Source organism: Clostridium sp. CM027 (assembly GCF_024730565.1).
GTDB lineage: Bacteria > Bacillota > Clostridia > Clostridiales > Clostridiaceae > Clostridium_AD > Clostridium_AD estertheticum_B.
On the sequence record NZ_CP077725.1, the window covers coordinates 3,599,122 to 3,616,798 of the forward strand.

Below are 17,677 nucleotides of genomic sequence, written 5' to 3' on the forward strand. Positions count from 1 at the left end.
CTAAAATTCTATATAATATATTTATGTGAAAAATATTTTAAGGATGCCTTCATAAATGTCCATTATGTAAAGGATGAGATTAGATGATTAAATTAAAAGAGAAACTTATATTTCATATAGATGTTAATTCAGCGTTTCTTTCTTGGAGTGCTACGGATAAACTTAGAAAAGGCTCGGATATTGATTTAAGAGATATAGCCTCGGTAATAGGCGGGGACGCGGAGTCTAGAAGAGGAGTAGTACTCGCAAAATCTATGATAGCTAAAAAAAGTGGAATAATAACAGGAGAGAGTTTATTTACTGCAAGAAAGAAGTGTAAAAACATGATAGTTATATCACCTGACTTTAGGTTATATGAAAGATGTAGTAGAAGTATGAGAGAAATTTTTGGAGACTATACACCTTATGTGGAGAAATTTTCTATAGATGAATGTTTTCTAGATATGACAAGTTATAATACCTCAAAAGAAGCAGCACTCAAGATAGCTTGGGATATTAAGGACAGAATAAAAAATGAACTTGGATTTACAGTAAATGTGGGCATATCAAATGTTAAGCTTCTAGCTAAGATGGCATCTGATTTTGAGAAACCTGATAAAGTGCATACGCTTTATGAAAATGAAATAGAAAAGAAACTGTGGAATCTTCCAGTTGGTGAGCTTTTCATGGTTGGAAAGAGAACCGTTCCTAGGCTTAATAATTTAAACATATTTACTATAGGAGATTTAGCTCAGTATGATGTTGGATTTTTGAAATACCACTTTAAAAGTAGTGGACTTATGATGTGGAAATATGCCAATGGTATAGATAATAGAGAGGTAAAGTCAAATAAACATGAGCTAAAAGGAATAAGCAATTCGACTACATTATCAGAAGATATTAAAAGTAAAGATGAAGCCTATAAAATATTATTAGCATTAGTAGAGCACACAGCTTCTAGATTAAGAAATATAAAAAAATGCTGCTACTGTATTTGCATAACTATAAGGAATCATGAATTTGTTGATTATTCGCGTAGCACGACTTTAAAAAGTGCTACAGATTCAACGCAGGAAATACTAAAAACAGTAAAAAAACTTTTTGATGAATTATGGAAGGGAGATCCAATAAGACTACTAGGAGTTTCTCTTAATAATCTAAGTGAGGATAATTTCAAACAAATATCAATTTTTGATATTGGTAATGATTCTGATGAAAAGAAAAGGGCAATAGACAAAACTATAGACAGTATTAGACGCAAATATGGTGAAACTTCAGTTATGAAATCAGTATTTCTAAAAAATAAATAGTTTATTAAGTCGCAAAGAGAACAAATATATATTATACACTGTTGTTCTAAATAATAAAAAAATGATATAGACTAGGTAAGAAGTATTATTTGAGAAAATGTAACGGAGGTATATGTAAATATGGATAATCGAGCACTTATACCATTATACCTTAATGAAAATATGATAAATAATTTATATACAATTGTAATACAGGAATTTGCCGAAATCAAAAGTGAAAGTACGAGAAAACAGTTAACTATTAGTACCAATACACCATTATATGAACTTACTTGTGGTAAAATAAGGCAAGGAGATTTAAATGTTCAACTTCTTAATGAATTCTCGTCGCAGAAAATTGAAGAAAGAGTTTCGATTGTAATAACAATACTGTCAAGGATAAAAAATATACTAAATGATCAAAGTTTGTTAAAGGTTATAAATAATGAGAGTGATGTAAAGAATATGAAGGAATTTGATTTTGTTCAGTTTACTAGTGAATTGTATAAAAATCCAGTTATAGAATATATAGAAGATATGATTAGGGTTATGGAAATGCAATTGGCTTTTTCACCGGAAACTGTGGAAAACGGTGCTGAAAGCCAAGAGCAAAGAGTTAAGAAGCAAGTTTTAAAGGTCTTGAAAGATGATATGGAAAATTGTAAAAGAGAAAAATGTTTAAAATTCATTAGTAGTAATATAGGGACGAGCAATACAAAAGTTGTAGTGCCCTTAGAGATAAAAAATATGGCAGACAATTTAGATTATATTGAAGGTGCTAAAATCACTGTCCTTGGTAAGGTGGTAAGAATTCCAAAGGAAAATGAAATTAATAACTATAGTTTACTAAGTGGCACATACTTTGATTATTTGAATGAAGAGTATTTTAAAGAATTTAAAAATAGATTTCTAAAAGATACAAGTTTAATTAGTGATTATGATAAAAAACAAATAGAAATTACCGGATCTGTGATTGAAATTATACCTATAGCAATGTATATTTAGAATTAAGATTACAGTGAAAATAAAGGGTGAGTGGAATGATTAAAGATAATACTATATTTGTAGGCTTTATGTTTATACCAAATGATGTAAAAGTAATTTTAGACACTTTAAAAAATAATGGATATGAATCTTATATAGTGGGAGGAAGTATACGTGATTCCAAAATCGGGACATCCATGCCCAAGGACTATGATGTAACTACCAATGCCCTACCACAAGAGGTTATCAAACTCTTTGACAAAACTGTGCCTACAGGTATAAAACACGGAACTGTTACTGTTATGATAAATGGAGATGGATACGAAGTTACAACTTACAGAATAGATGGTGAATACTTGGACAATAGAAGACCGGATGGTGTTACTTTTGTTTTAAATTTAAAAGAAGACTTATCAAGACGTGATTTCACTATAAATGCTTTAGCTTTTAATGAGGAAGATGGGCTTATAGATTATTTTGGTGGCACCGAAGATTTAGAGAATAAAATAATTAGAGCCGTAGGTGAGCCTAATAAAAGGTTTCAAGAAGATGCGCTAAGAATGCTTAGAGCTATTCGGTTTTCAGCCAGGTTAGATTTTGAAATAGAAGAAAAAACTTTAGAGGCTATAAAAGCAAATTCGTTACTTATATTAAATGTAAGTAATGAAAGAATTAGAGATGAATTATGCAAAATGATGGTATCTAATAATACTACTAAAGCTTTAAGATTACTTGAAGAGACTAAACTATTAGAGGTCATACTACCAGAGATTCAATTAGCTGTAGGGTTTAATCAGCAAAATCCTCATCATGATAAAGATATATTTGAACATACTTTGTCGGTTGTGGAAAAATGCCCACATTCACTTAATGTGAGAATAGCAGCATTATTACATGACATAGCTAAACCTTACTGTTTCACTATTGACAAAGATGGGATAGGTCATTTTTATGGACATGATAAAAAAGGTGTTATATTATCTGAGCAAATACTAGGGCGTCTTAGATTTGATAATCAAAGTATAAGTGAAATTAGTGTTTTAGTAAGGGAACATATGAATGTGCTTACAAAACCAACAGATGCATCTGTAAAACGTCTTATTAATAGAGTGGGTGTAGATTTAGTATGTGATCTCTTCGCCTTGCAAAGAGCGGATGCACTAGGTTCACGTTTTCCAGAAGTGAGATTAAAAGAAATTAATAAGGTAGAAGAAAAAACATTAGCTATCTTAGAATCTAAAGTTCCACTATCTATAAAAGAACTTGCAATAAACGGTGGAGATTTAATGAGTGAATTTTCTATTAAACCAGGAGAAAAAATAGGTGATATGCTTAGATTTCTTTTAGATAAAGTATTAGAAAATCCGCAATTGAATAGTAAAGAGAAACTTTTAGCTATAATTTATGATGAATATGTAAAGTGAAAAACTAAAATCGAAGACTACTCTTCTCCAATTTCTTCAAGTAAAGGTTCTTTACTTCCCTTATTTTTCATAGTTTTTAGAATCATAGGTATTAAATCCTTTATAGGAGTTCCTTCAATAGGTGAAATATCAAAATGTAATGCTCCATTTGCTTCAAAGAGTGTTAGAAGCTCTTGAATAGTATCTCCTTCGAATATAGATATGCATAATAGTATGAACTTTCTCTGGAAATGATTTCAGGTCGCACAGGGGAAAGTTATACGGATGCATTTTTTTTTATCCTAGGAGATTTCCTTTTGAGTTATTATGAAAATTTGGTATAAAACATTTACTTAGGCACAAAATAATACATGAGAGAAGGTGTAGTGTTTGAAAGCTAGTGAAATAATTACTGTACTAAATGAAAATGGTGAGAAAGTCGACTTAGAACTGATCGATGCTATTAAAATGGATGGAAATGAATATGTGATAGTTGGTCCTAAAGATTCGGATGAGGCATATGCTTACAAGTCAGTTGTAGTTAATGGAGAAACAGAATACTTGTCCATAGGACAGGGCCAAGAGTTTAAAAAAGTATTACAGAAGTTTAGCGAGCAGTAATACTGCGGTGGCAGAGGCAACATATTTAGAAGTATGTAGTAATAATAAGTAATTAGGAGGAGTATATATGAAGAGTCGTGAAGAAGCTAAGAAGGAAAATTTACGTGATTATATTAAGAAAGATACAAAAACACAAAATGGACATTCTAAAAATCAAATTATTCAAACCGTTGAAGAAAGCGCATATAACGAAAGTGTTTTTGAAACCAAAAAAAATGGATATTAGGTACATGAAAAAAAATAAATAATAAAAGATACATTAATAAAAAGAGCAGGTGTTTGTTATCTAAGCTATGATAGTATATAGTTTAAATAAAGGTTAGCTTGCTCTTTTTGTTATAATAACAAAATGTGATGTAAATAAAAAAATATCAATAATAGATAGAAAGGACTTAATATATGATAAAAATGTTTGAAGAATTTGAGAGGCATTTAATGGAAGATGATAAGCCGTCTATATATTTCGATAAAATAATAAATAATAAGATCATCTTTAATGAATATCCATATACATTGTTAAGTCGTTTAGTAGATATTCCCCAATCTCCACAGTATCACCCAGAAGGAAATGTATGGATTCACACAATGTTAGTTGTGGATAATGCAGCAAAAGTAAAGGAGAAAAGTGAATGTCCTAGAGCGTTTATGTGGGGGGCATTATTACATGATTTAGGGAAAGCACCTACTACAAAAATCAGGAAAGGAAAAATAACGTCTTATGACCATGACAAGGTTGGTGAAGATCTTAGCATAAAATTTCTTGAAGCGCTTACAGATGAGGTCGAATTAATTAATCAAGTTTCAGCTTTAGTTAGATGGCATATGCAAACTCTTTTTGTAAACAAAAAATTACCTTTTGGGGATATGAAAAACATGTCGCAAGAAATATCTTTTAAAGAAATTGCCTTATTATCACAGTGTGATAGACTTGGTAGAGGGGAAATCAGTGAGGATAAAGTTAAAGAGGAGAAAGAAAATATTAAATCTTTTATTCGCACTTGTGAAGAGTATTTATCGCGCTCAAAATAATTTACATAGATTAAGCACTAAATTACTTTGTGAGTTTAACGAGTATAGTATAAAAAGGATTTATTTTTATGGAAAAACCTATGATATACTAATAAAGTATGCAACAAATAAAATTCATTGAATTTACGAAGTTTGGAGATGATTACAGTGAGGTATGAAGGAACAGTATACAGACCACCAAGTGAGGCCTACAGTCTTATACTGCAAGTTACAATCGGATGTTCACATAATGCGTGCAGCTTTTGCAATATGTACAAAGATAAGAAGTTTAGAATACGTGATTTAAAAGATATTATGGTTGATTTACAGCATGCTAAATCAACATATAGGGTAGTTAAAAAGATATTTCTAGCAGATGGAGATGCTTTAGTTATTGAAACTAATAAATTGAAATTGATTTTATTAAAAATAAGAGAATTGTTCCCTCAGTGTGAAAGAGTAGGGATTTATGCTGCTCCTAGTGATATTTTGAGAAAATCTTTAGCGGATCTTAGGCAGCTTAAGGATCTTGGCGTTGGGATTGTGTATCTAGGTGTTGAATCTGGAAGTAATGAAATATTAAAAAGTATAAATAAGGGCGTAACTGCTGAGGAAATGATTATTGCAGGCTGCAAGGTTAAAGAAAGTGGGATAAAGTTATCCACTACCTTGATTTCAGGAATAGGTGGCACAGAAAAAATAAGTGAACATGCAATAGAATCGGCTAAACTTATAAGCGCTATAAACCCAGATTATGTAGGATTTTTAACTTTAATGTTAGAGAGGGGAACCCCTATATATGAGGATGTACAGAACGGGACTTTTCATATATTAACGCCAGAACAAATAATGTATGAGATGAGAGAGTTCCTTAAAAATGTAGAAGTTGCTAACTGTGTTTTCAGAAGCAATCATGCTTCAAATTATATGGCACTTTCTGGAACATTGCCACAAGATAAGAATCAGTTAGTGGGAGACATTGACCTTGTACTGAAAGGAAAATATAGGTATAGGCAAGAGGAATACAGAAGACTATAAAACGACTTTCCTCAGAATTTGGTAAAACAAAAAAGGGTGTGGATGTTATGAAGGAAAAAATCATTAGGCTACTTAAGGACAGTGGAAATAATTTTGTGTCTGGTCAAAAAATTAGTGAAGATTTAGGCGTTAGCCGTGCAGCTATTTGGAAACATATAAATATAATTAAAGAGGATGGCTACGAAGTTGAAGCAATTTCAAGAAAGGGTTATAGAATAATTTCCTCACCGGATATACTTACATTTGAGGAAATTAAAAATTTTTTAAGTACAAAATACATAGGTAGAAATATTATTCATTATGATTCTATAGGGTCAACTAACTCTAAAGCTAAAGAGCTTGCGGAGACAAAGCAAGATCACGGCACAGTTATAATAAGTGAAGAACAAACATTAGGACGTGGAAGGCTCGGACGAAATTGGGTATCTCCAAAGCACAAGGGCATATGGATGTCCATAATACTTAGACCAAATATTAACACAGAAAATATATCACAAATAACCCTACTTGGGGCAGCAGCAGTTCAAAAAGCTATTATGAAAATGGGAATTAAAACTAGTATTAAGTGGCCTAACGATATAGTATTTGATGGTAAAAAAGTATGTGGTATATTAACAGAAATGAGTGGTGAAGTAGATCATATTAATTATCTAGTTATGGGAATTGGTATAAATGTAAATTTGGAAAAAGAAGATATACCAATTGATCTAAAAGATGTGGCTACGTCTATAAAGCTTGCGAGTGGTAAATACATGGAGAGGAAGCTTTTGCTTGCCAACATATTAAACATTTTTGAGGAGCTATATAGTGATTTTGTCCAAAATGGAAATATAGAAGAAACTATACAGATTTGCAGAAAAAATTCCATGCTTATAGGTAAAGAAATCCAATTGATTAATAGAGGAAAAGTAACAACAGCTAAGGCAATAGATATAAGTGATCAAGGAGAATTAGTAATTGAAAATTACAAAGGGATAGTAGAATATATTGTTTCAGGAGAAGTTTCTATAAGAGGAATTTCCGGATATAGTAAATAAACTGATGTTTCATATGTTTAAGGGATAATGTAGGATAATTTCCTTTTGAAATGTTATTTAATCTATATTTTTATATAGACAGTATAGCTAGATTAACGGTATAATGTGGTTATTAAGGTTGAAAGGAGAATAGACATGGAAGAAAATAAAATTATAACAATGTTAGATGAAGATGGAGCAAAGGTTGATTTTGAATTAATCGAAATTATTGAGTTAGATGAAAATAAATATGCTTTATTAGCTCCTATAGGAGAAGAAGATGATGCTTTTGTCTATAAAATAGAAGTGGTTGATGGTAAAGAGCAATATATTGCAGTAGAAGATGAAGAAGAATTTGAAAGAGTTTTAGAAGAATATGATTCATCTTTTGAGGAATAAATAGTAGACCAATAACCCAATAAATCGGTAAGGTTTATTGGGTTTTTACTATAAATTTATAATTTTTTTAGATATTAAAAATTATTGTAGTAACTGGAGGAGGTGAAATTTTGAATTTAGTAGAAATTAATATGGAAGCACTTATAGAAACAATTTCGCATGTTGATGACAATTTAGGGAAAAGCTTTCTAGACACAGCTACTGGTGAGGTTATATATATTCCTACAGAAGTAAGTGTAGCATTAGAAAATGGGACTTTAAAAGAAGATACATTTGATAAGTGGTTAAAAGAATTTGTCATCACCGCTATACTTATTAGCGAAGATGAGGTTAATAGATATTTAAGCACTCCTCTAATAGATGAAGACTTTTATATAAGTGCAATGAAAAAATATGTTAATAGTATAATTAGTAATTCAGATTTAAAGCTAGAATTAAAAAGGGCACTAATAAGTGAAGAACCTATAAAAAGTTTTAAACATATTCTAATGGATAAACCAAATGCAACAGATGGATGGTATGAATATGAAGATAAATGCATAGAAGAATTTGTTAGAACATGGTTAATGTCAATTGGTATTGAATTAAAGTATTTAAATTAAAGCAACCTATTTGTTGGAGGTATATATATGTTAGTATATGAAGTAGCAATAAGGCTCGCGCTTGCAGTTTTAGTTGGTGGCTTAATTGGATATGAGAGAGAATATAAGAATAGACCAGCTGGTTTTAGAACTCATATATTAGTATGTCTAGGCGCGGCAGTTACCTCAATGATACAATTATATTCAATTCAAGAAACAACTAATATGATACTGCGGCACCCAGAACTCCAAAATGTCATGAAAGCAGATATTGGAAGACTTGGGGCGCAAGTTATATCGGGAGTAGGATTCTTAGGGGCAGGGACTATTATACATGAGAAGGGATCAGTAAAAGGACTTACTACTGCAGCAAGTTTATGGACTGTGGCATGTATTGGACTTGCAGTTGGTCAAGGTTATTATACTTTAAGTATATTATCAACTATATTTGTTTTTATAGTATTAGTATTTCTTAAGACTTTTGAAGCTAAGTTATTTAAAAACATTAATATTCTTAAAATAGAAATTCAATACGTTAACAAGAAAAACATGGTGGAAAAATTAGAACAGTACTTTGATGGTATGGGCATAAAAGTTAAAAATATAGATTTTTCAATTGATGAGGAAGATGAAAATCCAGATTACAGCACAACAATGTATACAATTTTAGCACCCAGACATATAAAGAGCAGTGGGATTGTGCAAAAACTATGTGCTTTTGAAGAAATATACAAAGCAACTATATTATAAGAGAAAAATAATAAGTGTACTTATTTACAAATTACATATATTAGCGAAATCTCAATTAACAAGATAAAAATCAATGTGTAAATAAGTTTTTTAAATTTATTCATTATTATCACCCCATTTATATTGTATGTTAAAAGAGACGATAAAATAATCAAATCATCGCCTGCGGAGCTGAAATATTAATGACTTCAGAAGGTGATTTATACTCCAATTTATAGAAGTGGGAGACTTTCCTTCTGAAATGCCGTTAAAAGTAAATATACGCGAAAAAAGAGCACTTATTAATAAGTGCTCTTTTGATTTAACAAATCTATCTTCTAGATTTAGCTACTTCAATATTTACTTTTCTACTATTTAATTTCTTACCTGAACTATTGTTTAGAATAGAATCTACTAAGTTCGCAGGAACATCTAAGAAAGAAAATTTATCTAAAATATCAATGCGGCCAAGTTCATTTTTATTAATGTTAGCAGTCTCGCATAGGAAAGATATAATATCTTTAGTCATAACTTCATCCATTCTTCCTATAGATAAGAATAGTCTAACATTATCTGTAGTTGTAGTTGTAGCATCATCTGCATAGTTATAGTTAACTTCTTTATCAAAAATAATTTTGATTAGGGAAGCAGCTACATCTTCATCACCAAATTCTTTTATAAGATTTTGTCCTAGTGGAAGAAAGTTTTCATATAAATTTTCTTTTAGAACTAATTTTATAGAATCTAAAATAGTTTCTGATTTTGCAGCGAATATATCTGTTATAGTAGGTACAGTTTTTTTAGCGATGATACTTTTAGTATCACGTTCAATTTGTCTTATAGCAGATGCTTCTCGTCTTGTAATAAGACTATAAGCTGTGCCTTCTTTACCAGCTCTACCTGTTCTACCAATTCTATGTATATATGATTCGCTATCTTGTGGTAAATCATAGTTTATTACATGAGTAACATTTTCAACGTCGATTCCTCTTGCAGCTACATCTGTTGCAATTAAGAAATTCAGATTACCATCTTTGAATTTTTTAAGAGTATTCATTCTTTGACTTTGTTTCATGTCTCCGTGCATACCTTCTACTGTATAACCTCTAGGTTGTAATGCATCAACTAATTCATCTACACCCTTCTTAGTTTTACAGAATAGTATACAAGTCTTAGGAGCATCAACGTCAAGAATTCTACATAATGATTCAAATTTATTTTTTGGGTTTACTTCATAATAATATTGTTCAATCTTAGAAACAGTCAAAGATTTCTTTTCTATTGCAATAAGCTTTGTTTCAGGATGCATATATTTTTTTGACAATATTTTAATAGCTCTTGGCATAGTAGCTGAGAAAAGTAAAGTCTGTCTATCTTCACTTAAATTACTTATAATGCTTTCAATATCTTCAATAAAGCCCATGTTTAACATTTCGTCAGCTTCATCTAAAACAAGAAACTTAGCATTAGCGAGTTTTAAAGTGCCTTTTCTAATATGATCTAATAATCTTCCTGGAGTTCCAACTACAATATCTACTCCTCTTTTTAAAGCGGATATTTGTCTATCAATAGATTGGCCACCATAGATTGGTAATATTTTAATTCTTTCATGTCTTGCAATACGTGAAAGTTCTTCAGCAACTTGGACAGCAAGTTCTCTTGTTGGAGACATTATTATTGCTTGAACTTTTCCATTTGGTCTTTCCATTAGGCTTAAAATAGGTGCACCAAAGGCTAATGTTTTACCAGTTCCTGTTTGAGCTTGACCTATAATATCAAAGCCATCTAGTACAACTGGAATAGCTTTTGCTTGAATATCAGATGGATATTCAAATTTTAGATCTTGTATAGCGTGGAGTACGGATTCGCTTAGTCCTAGTTCATCAAATTTAAGTTTGTCAATTTTGTTCATTAAAATTCCTCTTTCTTCTCATAAAGTATCAAATACATCTTATTATTACAAAAATATATACAAAATAATAAATATTAAATCAAAAAAGCAAATTCAAATTGCTTTTTTATAATTATTTAAAAAAATTCCTCAAAATTGAGTTCTTCTCAATAACATAAATAAGAGGCAATCCAATTCCATAACAGCAGACTAATTCTCCCCATGCAACTTGCAGCATACAAACTATAAGGGGCATGTCATTAACATATAAAAGCTTTAACAGTATGCCTATAATAATGGCATTAACTACTACAGCCGGTAATGGAGCAAGTATTCTTTTGAATTTAAGTTTGCTTTTACCAATATAGTAAGTTGAAATCGCAGCTATAAGCGTTGCAAGGGAACCGAAAACCATATCCATAATACCTAGTGGACTTATAATATTAGAAACTATACAACCAATTAGCAGCCCAGGAATAGAAAAGGATGCAAAATAAGGTAAAATAGTAAGTCCTTCAGCGATACGATATTGAATAACTCCAAAGCTGAAAAACGATAAGCTTAGAGTTAAGGCTACATAAATAGCAGCCACCATTGCTGCAAAAACGATCTTTCTTATTTTTACAGACATAGTTCCTTCATTTAATTTAATATTCATTTTTGTGCCTCCGTAGTTTTATTTTAAGACAGGATGGTTACGAACTGTCTATGAGTATTTGACTCGAATCTTTATTTTACTCCATATTTCGCAATTAGTCAATAGGGCTTTCAGATTTTCTGAGGTTGTAGGGGATTAATTCTAGTTTTAAATACGTTGAAATTATGGTCTAAAATAGTTAAAAGTATGATATAGTTAAAATATATATGAATTTGTTTTTTGAAGTTAGTATTACAGCTTCGCAGGTGATGATTTAATAACATAGTTTTTGGTTAAAGGAGAATATGATGAGTAAAGAAATTTTTAATACAAAACAAACACAATTAAGTAATGGTATTAAACTTATTACTATTAAAAAGGATAGTCAAATTTCAGCAGTTCATGTTGGAGTAAACATAGGTTCTCTTTTTGAAGAAAAAAATGAAAAGGGAATAGCACATTTTATAGAACACATGCTTTTTAAAGGAACTGAGGGTAGAACTAACGAAGAACTAAACAGCAATCTAGAAAATTTAGGTGGGGAATATAATGCATACACGGATTTTAATTGTACAGTATATACTGCTACAATTTTAAATGAAGAATTAGAGAACTCGTTAACACTTCTCGGAGATATGCTATTAAATTCAACCTTTCCAATTGATGAAATTGAAAAGGAAAGGGGTGTAATACTCGCTGAAATTAGAACGATTAATGATGACATTGAAGATTTAAGCTTTAAGAGAATTAATGAAATTGCTTTTAAATATAGTCCACTTAGAGAAGATACTATTGGTAGCGAAAATATTATAAAAAAAGTTACAAGAAAGCAACTTGTTGATTTTTATAACAAATATTACTTGCCTAATAATTCATTCATATCTATTGTATCGTCGTTTGAACATGAGGATATAATAAACATGGTTAACAAATATTTTGGTGATTGGACAAAGAGGAAATTTGAAAAGAAAAAAATAACTTTTGAACATCATAAGTCTATAAAAAAAATCTCATATAAAAAAGAAATTGAGCAATGCACTATACTGTATTTATATACCTTTAATGGACTATCTAAAGATGAGGAATTAGCACTTAGAATATTAAACTATAAATTTGGAGAAAGTTCTAATTCTATATTATTTAGAGAACTTCGAGAAGAAAGAGGATTGTCATATGATGTTTACACTCATTTAGATACTTCAAATAACGTTAAAATATTATATATTTATACATCGGTGTCAGAAGAAAATGTAGAGGAAGCAATCGATGTAATAGATACTGCTATTAAAGATATTGAAAGTAAAAAAATAGTTTTTGACGATAATACGATAGCCTTGATGAAAAAAATAATGAAAACTGCTATAGCTTCAACCTTAGAGGACTCAACAGACCTTGGAAGTTATGTAATACATCAAGCTATGGACGATGAAGATATATATCAGTTTACTGATGATATGGATAACATGGAGAATATTAAAAGTGAAGACCTATATAATATTTCAAGAAAAGTATTGCAGGAGCCAACAATTCACATATTTTTACCAGAAAAGAGAGTGTAAAATTGAGTAGTATTATAACAAAAATTGAAATACAAAAAAAAAATAAGCGGAGAGTTAACATCTATATGGATGGCGAATATGCATTTGCTTGTGATGCAGAACTTATATATATCCATAATATTACAAAAGGCAGAGTTATGGACAAACAGAATTTAGAAGATATAGCTAGTGAAGATAATTATATTAAGGGGAAAACCTGCGCACTTCACTTTTTGGAGAGAAGCAATAAATCGGCTAAACAAGTAGTTGATAAATTAACGATAAAGGAATTTGATACTAAAACTATAGATAGAGTACTGGAGTTTTTAAAGCGGTATGATTTTATTGATGATAAGCGGTTTGTTGAATTATTTATAAAAGAAAAAATCAGGTCTAGTGGTAAAAATAAAATAAAGTTTGATTTATTAAAAAAATCTCTTCCAAAAGAATTAATTAAAGAAGAACTTAATAAGATAACTAATGAGCAACAGCTCGAAACAGCTTTGAAATTAGGCGAAAAAAAAATCGTTACAATATCTAAGAGTGAGAAGGATACAAAAAAACTTTATAAAAAAACATCAGACTATTTAGCTCGCAGTGGATATGATTACGAAATAATTAAAGAGGTTTTGGCTAAGATAACTGAAAATGACAAAGGAGAGGAATCATGCGATAATGCGCCCTCCGAAGATACTTATCAAGAAGATTATGATAAATTATACGAGTTAGCTAGTAAAAGATACAGCATATTAATCAAGTCAGAATCGCACAAAATAAAGCTATATAAAAAGCTAGGAGACTATCTTTTAAGAAGAGGATTCCAGTGGGATCAAATTAAAAAAGTATTAAAAGATTTAATTAATGGCACAGAAGATATTGTTAATGAAAGCGGTGATAGGAGTGTTTAAAGAGCCCGTAAGCTTAATTTTACTGTTATTGTTTATATACCCAATAATTAAAGGGTTTATATATAAATTCTCATCGGAGCATTTAAAAGGTGGCATTGAGGGAGTTTTTCAAAGTATATCTTTTTTGCTTTCTTTATGTCTAGGTATTTATTATACGAAAAAAGTGCTTATTCAGCACAATGAAGGTATGTATGAGAAAATATATAAAAGTATACCAATGAATGTTATAGGGTTTATTAATAGCAAACCATTAGTGATTTATATATTAATAATGCCAATAGTGATATTAATAATTTATAGTGTTATAAATTTTGTAATTAGTATTATTTCTCACATTACTTTTTATCCTTTATTTGATAGCATAGAGCGCAAAGTAAGGCAAAAAAGTGTTTTATTTAATAGAATTATAGGTGCAGTATTTCAGTTGCCTAAAGCAATATGTTATGTAATTGTTATTACTTTCATATTTAATTTTCTATCACTTCTTAATATAACTGATACATATAATAAGTATTTGGAAGAATCACAAATATATAATTATATATCCAAAGAGGTAGTTATTCCATTGACTAATTCAAAGCTTGCAAAAAAGCTTCCGAATGTTGTAGATAACTCTTTTAAAATTGTAGTAAAAGAGGCTTCTACTTTAGAACCTAATTTACAAAACAAGCCAAAAGGTATAATTTATTATAATGGTATTACTCTGGATCAAGGGGTTAAGTCTAATGATGAAATTAATAAGTTTGCAATTACCCTGGCTGAAGGTAAAAGTGGTACAAGGGAGAAAGCAAGGGTTATTTATAAATGGGTAGGTAGTGAAGTAGCTTATAGCGATGAAAAAGCAAATAGAGTATTAAATAACGATTTAGAAGCGAAATCTGGTGCCATCCCAACTTTTAACTCTAAAAGTGGTATATGTTTTGATTATGCATGTCTATATGTAGCTATGTGCAGAGCTAATAATATAAAGGTGAGAATTATAACAGGCCAAGGATTCAACGGAAGTAATTGGGTTAGCCATGCTTGGAATCAAGTATATATAGAGGAAGAAAACACCTGGATTAATGTAGATCCAACATTTTTAATTGGTGGGGATTATTATGATAGTAAAAGATTTGATATAGACCATAAAGGAGAGAATATAGCTGGAGAATGGTAATAGAATAGCTACCTAAGTTTTAGGGAGCTATTCTATAGCTTTTTAATAATAAATTAATGGCTTTTTCGCAATCTGTATCTTCATTATTTAATGACCAAGCTGTATTGAAATAATATAATGCTTTTTGCTTGTTAACACACATAGCATAGCAGTAAGCTAAGTTGAAAAAATATTTGCTTTCACGGCGCAGGCTTATAGCAGCATGCAATAAAGGTATTGCCTTTTCGTATTTTTTTAAGTGAATAAAACATACTGCGGTATTATAAAGTGAACCAGCCTCATTATCTTTCATTTCTGCGGATTTTTTATAGAGAATTATTGCTCTATTATAATCTTTAGTATTGTATATTTCGTTAGCTTTTTGAAAGTATTCCATTATTATCCTCCTTGTAATTCTCCGAAGAATTATAAATTTGTTATTCTAAATACTGTCCAAGGGTTTTAAAATGTATTCATTTAAGTGGAATTTTATTTGTTTTTATTAACCACTTTTTTTTCGAAAAGTGCAACCATTTCATACATAAGATAAGCTAAGATAGAAAGTATTACTATGCTCATCATTACCATATCTAGTTGGGAAACTTGACCACCATAGATTATTAAAAATCCTAAACCTTCTTTAGCCACTAAGAACTCACCCATAATTACGCCCACCCATGAGAGGCCTACATTGATCTTAAGTGCAGAAATAAAAGCTCCAATAGATGAAGGAATAATTAGATTAATTAATATTTGGTATTTAGAAGCTCCGAAGGTTTTTAAAAGTTTAATTTTATCTTCATCCACTTCTCTAAAACCGCTTAGTATGCTAATTATGGTTACAACTATTGATATTAAAAGCGCGATTACTATTATTGCCTTTACCCCGTTGCCTACCCAAAATATAATAATAGGTGCAAGAGCTACTTTAGGCAAGGCATTTAATACTATTAAGTATGGATCCAAAACTTTTGAAACAAAATCGGACCACCACAATAAGACTGCAATTAAGGCCCCTAATATGGTTCCAAGTAAAAAACCTGTTATTGTTTCAAAACATGTTACTGATATATGAGTTAGCAGTGTACCTTCATTATATATTTGTATAAAGGAATTATACATTTTTGACGGTGTGCTTGTTAAAAAGGAATCAATCCATTTAAGTCTGCCAGCTATTTCCCAAAGGCTAAAAAAAACAATTAGTATTATTATCCTTGTGAAAATAATAGTGTATTTCTCTCTTTTTACATTTTTGATATAATTCTTTTGCTCATCACTTTGAATCAGCATTGCTATTCAACTCCTTCCAAATTTCATTGAAGTAAACTCTGAAATTTGGAGCTTCTCGACGCTTGAGAGGACAAGGGAAATCTTCTCCAAATTCAATATTCATCTCTTTAACGATTACAGCAGGTCGATTTGAAAGGATAATAATTTCATCTGACATAGCGATAGCTTCAGAAATATCATGAGTTACCATTATAGTAGTCTTTTTTTCTTTTTTTATAATTTCATAAACTTCATCACTAATGTTTAATCTAGTTTGGTAGTCTAAAGCTGAGAAAGGCTCATCTAAAAGAAGGACTTCGGGGCTTAAAGCTAGGGTGCGAATTAAAGCAACTCTTTGGCGCATGCCTCCGGATAATTCTCTAGGATGATGATTTCTAAATTCCCAGAGGTTATAGCTTATTAAAATATTTTTTACCATTTCCTTATTGTCATCTGTAATACGGTGGTTAATTTTGAGACCCAAAAGTACATTGTCCCATATGGTTAACCAGTCGAATAATTGATCCTTTTGAAACATATATCCAATTTTTGAAAGGCTTGAGCTATTATCGTGACTTTTAATTACTATTTCGCCATATGACGGAGTAATTAAGCCTGCTATTATATTTAACAGCGTAGATTTACCACAGCCAGAAGGGCCTACAATACTTAAAAAGTGACCTTCTTCTACACTAAATGAGATATGCTTTAAAGCAGGAGTTTCTGCAGTTAAAGAGTGATAATTCATGCATATATTATTAATTTCTACTTTAATCACTTTGTCATCCCCTTGAGAGTTATAGTTTAGTATATGAGGGTAGATAATGTATTGTTAACGACATTTCAGAAGGGTCACCCACTTACTTAAGTAGGAATATACATCTATAATAAAAATAAGAGTTAAGTAGAAATATAAAACGCCTTCTGAAGTCGTTAATATTGCAGCATCGCAGATGATGATTAACAATATTTCAGGAGGAAAGCCACCCACTTATATAAATAGGAATATAAATACCATAATAAATAGATAGGGATGTACATACTATAATAAAGAAAAAATAGGTTGAAAATATTATGGTTATTGAGTTATAATTTTATATACTTATGTTTTAATTTTATACAAATACAATTAATAATTACAAATTTTATCAATAACATGAAATTAATAGAAAAAATATTATAAGTATCTGTAGCAGAGGGAATAAATTCGGTTTTTGAAGAATAAAGATATATAATAAATAGGCTATTT

The 17,677-nt window shown here is 30.3% G+C and carries 19 protein-coding genes; 14 read left to right on the forward strand and 5 right to left on the reverse strand.

Features of this window, described 5'->3' with window-relative positions; genetic code table 11:
- Positions 1 to 83: 83 nt before the first annotated feature.
- The 11 genes from KTC92_RS17135 to KTC92_RS17185 all read left to right on the forward strand — a co-directional run bounded on the left by KTC92_RS17135 (position 84) and on the right by KTC92_RS17185 (position 9,068).
- Positions 84 to 1,289 (forward strand): DNA polymerase IV, encoded by a 1,206-nt coding sequence (locus KTC92_RS17135; RefSeq protein ID WP_220286036.1) that lies wholly within the window; start codon positions 84 to 86, stop codon positions 1,287 to 1,289.
- 120 nt (positions 1,290 to 1,409) lie between these two features.
- A complete protein-coding gene (locus KTC92_RS17140) occupies positions 1,410 to 2,273 on the forward strand; it encodes a hypothetical protein (protein WP_165411716.1) in 864 nt (287 codons plus the stop codon).
- Positions 2,274 to 2,308: 35 nt separating this feature from the next.
- Positions 2,309 to 3,676, forward strand: a complete 1,368-nt coding sequence (locus tag KTC92_RS17145) for a CCA tRNA nucleotidyltransferase (RefSeq protein ID WP_253198084.1) — start codon at positions 2,309 to 2,311, stop codon at positions 3,674 to 3,676.
- Between the two features lie 369 nt (positions 3,677 to 4,045).
- On the forward strand, positions 4,046 to 4,276 hold the full coding sequence (locus KTC92_RS17150; RefSeq protein ID WP_165411717.1) for a DUF1292 domain-containing protein: 231 nt from the start codon (positions 4,046 to 4,048) through the stop codon (positions 4,274 to 4,276).
- A 67-nt stretch (positions 4,277 to 4,343) separates the two neighbouring features.
- Positions 4,344 to 4,502 carry a hypothetical protein gene (locus tag KTC92_RS17155; RefSeq protein WP_165411718.1) on the forward strand — a complete coding sequence of 53 codons (159 nt, stop codon included), beginning with the start codon at positions 4,344 to 4,346 and terminating at the stop codon, positions 4,500 to 4,502.
- Positions 4,503 to 4,675: 173 nt separating this feature from the next.
- Complete coding sequence (locus tag KTC92_RS17160) at positions 4,676 to 5,305, forward strand: HD domain-containing protein (RefSeq protein WP_216302007.1); 630 nt, start codon at positions 4,676 to 4,678, stop codon at positions 5,303 to 5,305.
- A gap of 147 nt (positions 5,306 to 5,452) precedes the next feature.
- Positions 5,453 to 6,322, forward strand: a complete 870-nt coding sequence (locus tag KTC92_RS17165) for a radical SAM protein (protein WP_220286035.1) — start codon at positions 5,453 to 5,455, stop codon at positions 6,320 to 6,322.
- Between the two features lie 47 nt (positions 6,323 to 6,369).
- Positions 6,370 to 7,359, forward strand: a complete 990-nt coding sequence (locus KTC92_RS17170; RefSeq protein ID WP_216302009.1) for a biotin--[acetyl-CoA-carboxylase] ligase — start codon at positions 6,370 to 6,372, stop codon at positions 7,357 to 7,359.
- A 135-nt stretch (positions 7,360 to 7,494) separates the two neighbouring features.
- Complete coding sequence (locus KTC92_RS17175) at positions 7,495 to 7,737, forward strand: DUF1292 domain-containing protein (protein WP_216302010.1); 243 nt, start codon at positions 7,495 to 7,497, stop codon at positions 7,735 to 7,737.
- A 110-nt stretch (positions 7,738 to 7,847) separates the two neighbouring features.
- Positions 7,848 to 8,339, forward strand: coding sequence for a UPF0158 family protein (locus tag KTC92_RS17180; protein ID WP_220286034.1), 492 nt, complete (start codon positions 7,848 to 7,850; stop codon positions 8,337 to 8,339).
- Between the two features lie 27 nt (positions 8,340 to 8,366).
- Positions 8,367 to 9,068, forward strand: a complete 702-nt coding sequence (locus tag KTC92_RS17185) for an MgtC/SapB family protein (protein ID WP_165411724.1) — start codon at positions 8,367 to 8,369, stop codon at positions 9,066 to 9,068.
- Positions 9,069 to 9,378: 310 nt separating this feature from the next.
- Here the strand turns inward: KTC92_RS17185 and KTC92_RS17190 are convergent, their stop codons facing one another.
- Positions 9,379 to 10,950: a DEAD/DEAH box helicase gene (locus tag KTC92_RS17190; protein ID WP_216302048.1), complete on the reverse strand. Its 1,572-nt coding sequence runs from the start codon at positions 10,948 to 10,950 to the stop codon at positions 9,379 to 9,381.
- Between the two features lie 121 nt (positions 10,951 to 11,071).
- Entirely contained in the window at positions 11,072 to 11,596 is a 525-nt protein-coding gene (locus tag KTC92_RS17195) for a QueT transporter family protein (protein ID WP_187351392.1), read from the reverse strand.
- A 287-nt stretch (positions 11,597 to 11,883) separates the two neighbouring features.
- Here KTC92_RS17195 and KTC92_RS17200 point away from each other — a divergent pair, with 287 nt between their 5' ends.
- The 3 genes from KTC92_RS17200 to KTC92_RS17210 are packed head-to-tail and all read left to right on the forward strand — an operon-like array spanning position 11,884 to position 15,180.
- Entirely contained in the window at positions 11,884 to 13,134 is a 1,251-nt protein-coding gene (locus KTC92_RS17200; RefSeq protein WP_216302012.1) for a pitrilysin family protein, read from the forward strand.
- A gap of 2 nt (positions 13,135 to 13,136) precedes the next feature.
- Positions 13,137 to 14,021 (forward strand): recombination regulator RecX, encoded by an 885-nt coding sequence (gene recX, locus KTC92_RS17205; RefSeq protein WP_258280637.1) that lies wholly within the window; start codon positions 13,137 to 13,139, stop codon positions 14,019 to 14,021.
- A complete protein-coding gene (locus KTC92_RS17210; protein WP_258280638.1) occupies positions 13,975 to 15,180 on the forward strand; it encodes a transglutaminase domain-containing protein in 1,206 nt (401 codons plus the stop codon). The genes recX and KTC92_RS17210 overlap by 47 nt, the downstream gene beginning before the upstream one ends.
- Before the next feature lie 19 nt (positions 15,181 to 15,199).
- Here KTC92_RS17210 and KTC92_RS17215 read toward each other — a convergent pair whose 3' ends face one another.
- From KTC92_RS17215 to KTC92_RS17225, 3 genes are all read right to left on the reverse strand, one after another.
- Positions 15,200 to 15,556 carry a tetratricopeptide repeat protein gene (locus tag KTC92_RS17215; RefSeq protein ID WP_216302014.1) on the reverse strand — a complete coding sequence of 119 codons (357 nt, stop codon included), beginning with the start codon at positions 15,554 to 15,556 and terminating at the stop codon, positions 15,200 to 15,202.
- Between the two features lie 92 nt (positions 15,557 to 15,648).
- On the reverse strand, positions 15,649 to 16,449 hold the full coding sequence (locus KTC92_RS17220) for an ABC transporter permease (RefSeq protein ID WP_216302015.1): 801 nt from the start codon (positions 16,447 to 16,449) through the stop codon (positions 15,649 to 15,651).
- A complete protein-coding gene (locus KTC92_RS17225; protein ID WP_258875978.1) occupies positions 16,433 to 17,176 on the reverse strand; it encodes an ABC transporter ATP-binding protein in 744 nt (247 codons plus the stop codon). The genes KTC92_RS17220 and KTC92_RS17225 overlap by 17 nt, the downstream gene beginning before the upstream one ends.
- Between the last annotated feature and the right edge of the window lie 501 nt (positions 17,177 to 17,677).

What these genes read in the sequence shown, in the direction of transcription:
- KTC92_RS17215 (WP_216302014.1), bottom strand. Translation starts at nt 15,556, where the DNA reads ATGGAATACTTTCAAAAAGCTAACGAAATATACAATACTAAAGATTAT.
- KTC92_RS17175 (WP_216302010.1), top strand. Translation starts at nt 7,495, where the DNA reads ATGGAAGAAAATAAAATTATAACAATGTTAGATGAAGATGGAGCAAAG.
- KTC92_RS17195 (WP_187351392.1), bottom strand. Translation starts at nt 11,596, where the DNA reads ATGAATATTAAATTAAATGAAGGAACTATGTCTGTAAAAATAAGAAAG.
- KTC92_RS17170 (WP_216302009.1), top strand. Translation starts at nt 6,370, where the DNA reads ATGAAGGAAAAAATCATTAGGCTACTTAAGGACAGTGGAAATAATTTT.
- KTC92_RS17135 (WP_220286036.1), top strand. Translation starts at nt 84, where the DNA reads ATGATTAAATTAAAAGAGAAACTTATATTTCATATAGATGTTAATTCA.
- KTC92_RS17220 (WP_216302015.1), bottom strand. Translation starts at nt 16,449, where the DNA reads ATGCTGATTCAAAGTGATGAGCAAAAGAATTATATCAAAAATGTAAAA.
- KTC92_RS17225 (WP_258875978.1), bottom strand. Translation starts at nt 17,176, where the DNA reads ATGAATTATCACTCTTTAACTGCAGAAACTCCTGCTTTAAAGCATATC.
- KTC92_RS17140 (WP_165411716.1), top strand. Translation starts at nt 1,410, where the DNA reads ATGGATAATCGAGCACTTATACCATTATACCTTAATGAAAATATGATA.
- KTC92_RS17160 (WP_216302007.1), top strand. Translation starts at nt 4,676, where the DNA reads ATGATAAAAATGTTTGAAGAATTTGAGAGGCATTTAATGGAAGATGAT.
- KTC92_RS17200 (WP_216302012.1), top strand. Translation starts at nt 11,884, where the DNA reads ATGAGTAAAGAAATTTTTAATACAAAACAAACACAATTAAGTAATGGT.
- KTC92_RS17155 (WP_165411718.1), top strand. Translation starts at nt 4,344, where the DNA reads ATGAAGAGTCGTGAAGAAGCTAAGAAGGAAAATTTACGTGATTATATT.
- KTC92_RS17145 (WP_253198084.1), top strand. Translation starts at nt 2,309, where the DNA reads ATGATTAAAGATAATACTATATTTGTAGGCTTTATGTTTATACCAAAT.
- KTC92_RS17210 (WP_258280638.1), top strand. Translation starts at nt 13,975, where the DNA reads ATGGCACAGAAGATATTGTTAATGAAAGCGGTGATAGGAGTGTTTAAA.
- KTC92_RS17185 (WP_165411724.1), top strand. Translation starts at nt 8,367, where the DNA reads ATGTTAGTATATGAAGTAGCAATAAGGCTCGCGCTTGCAGTTTTAGTT.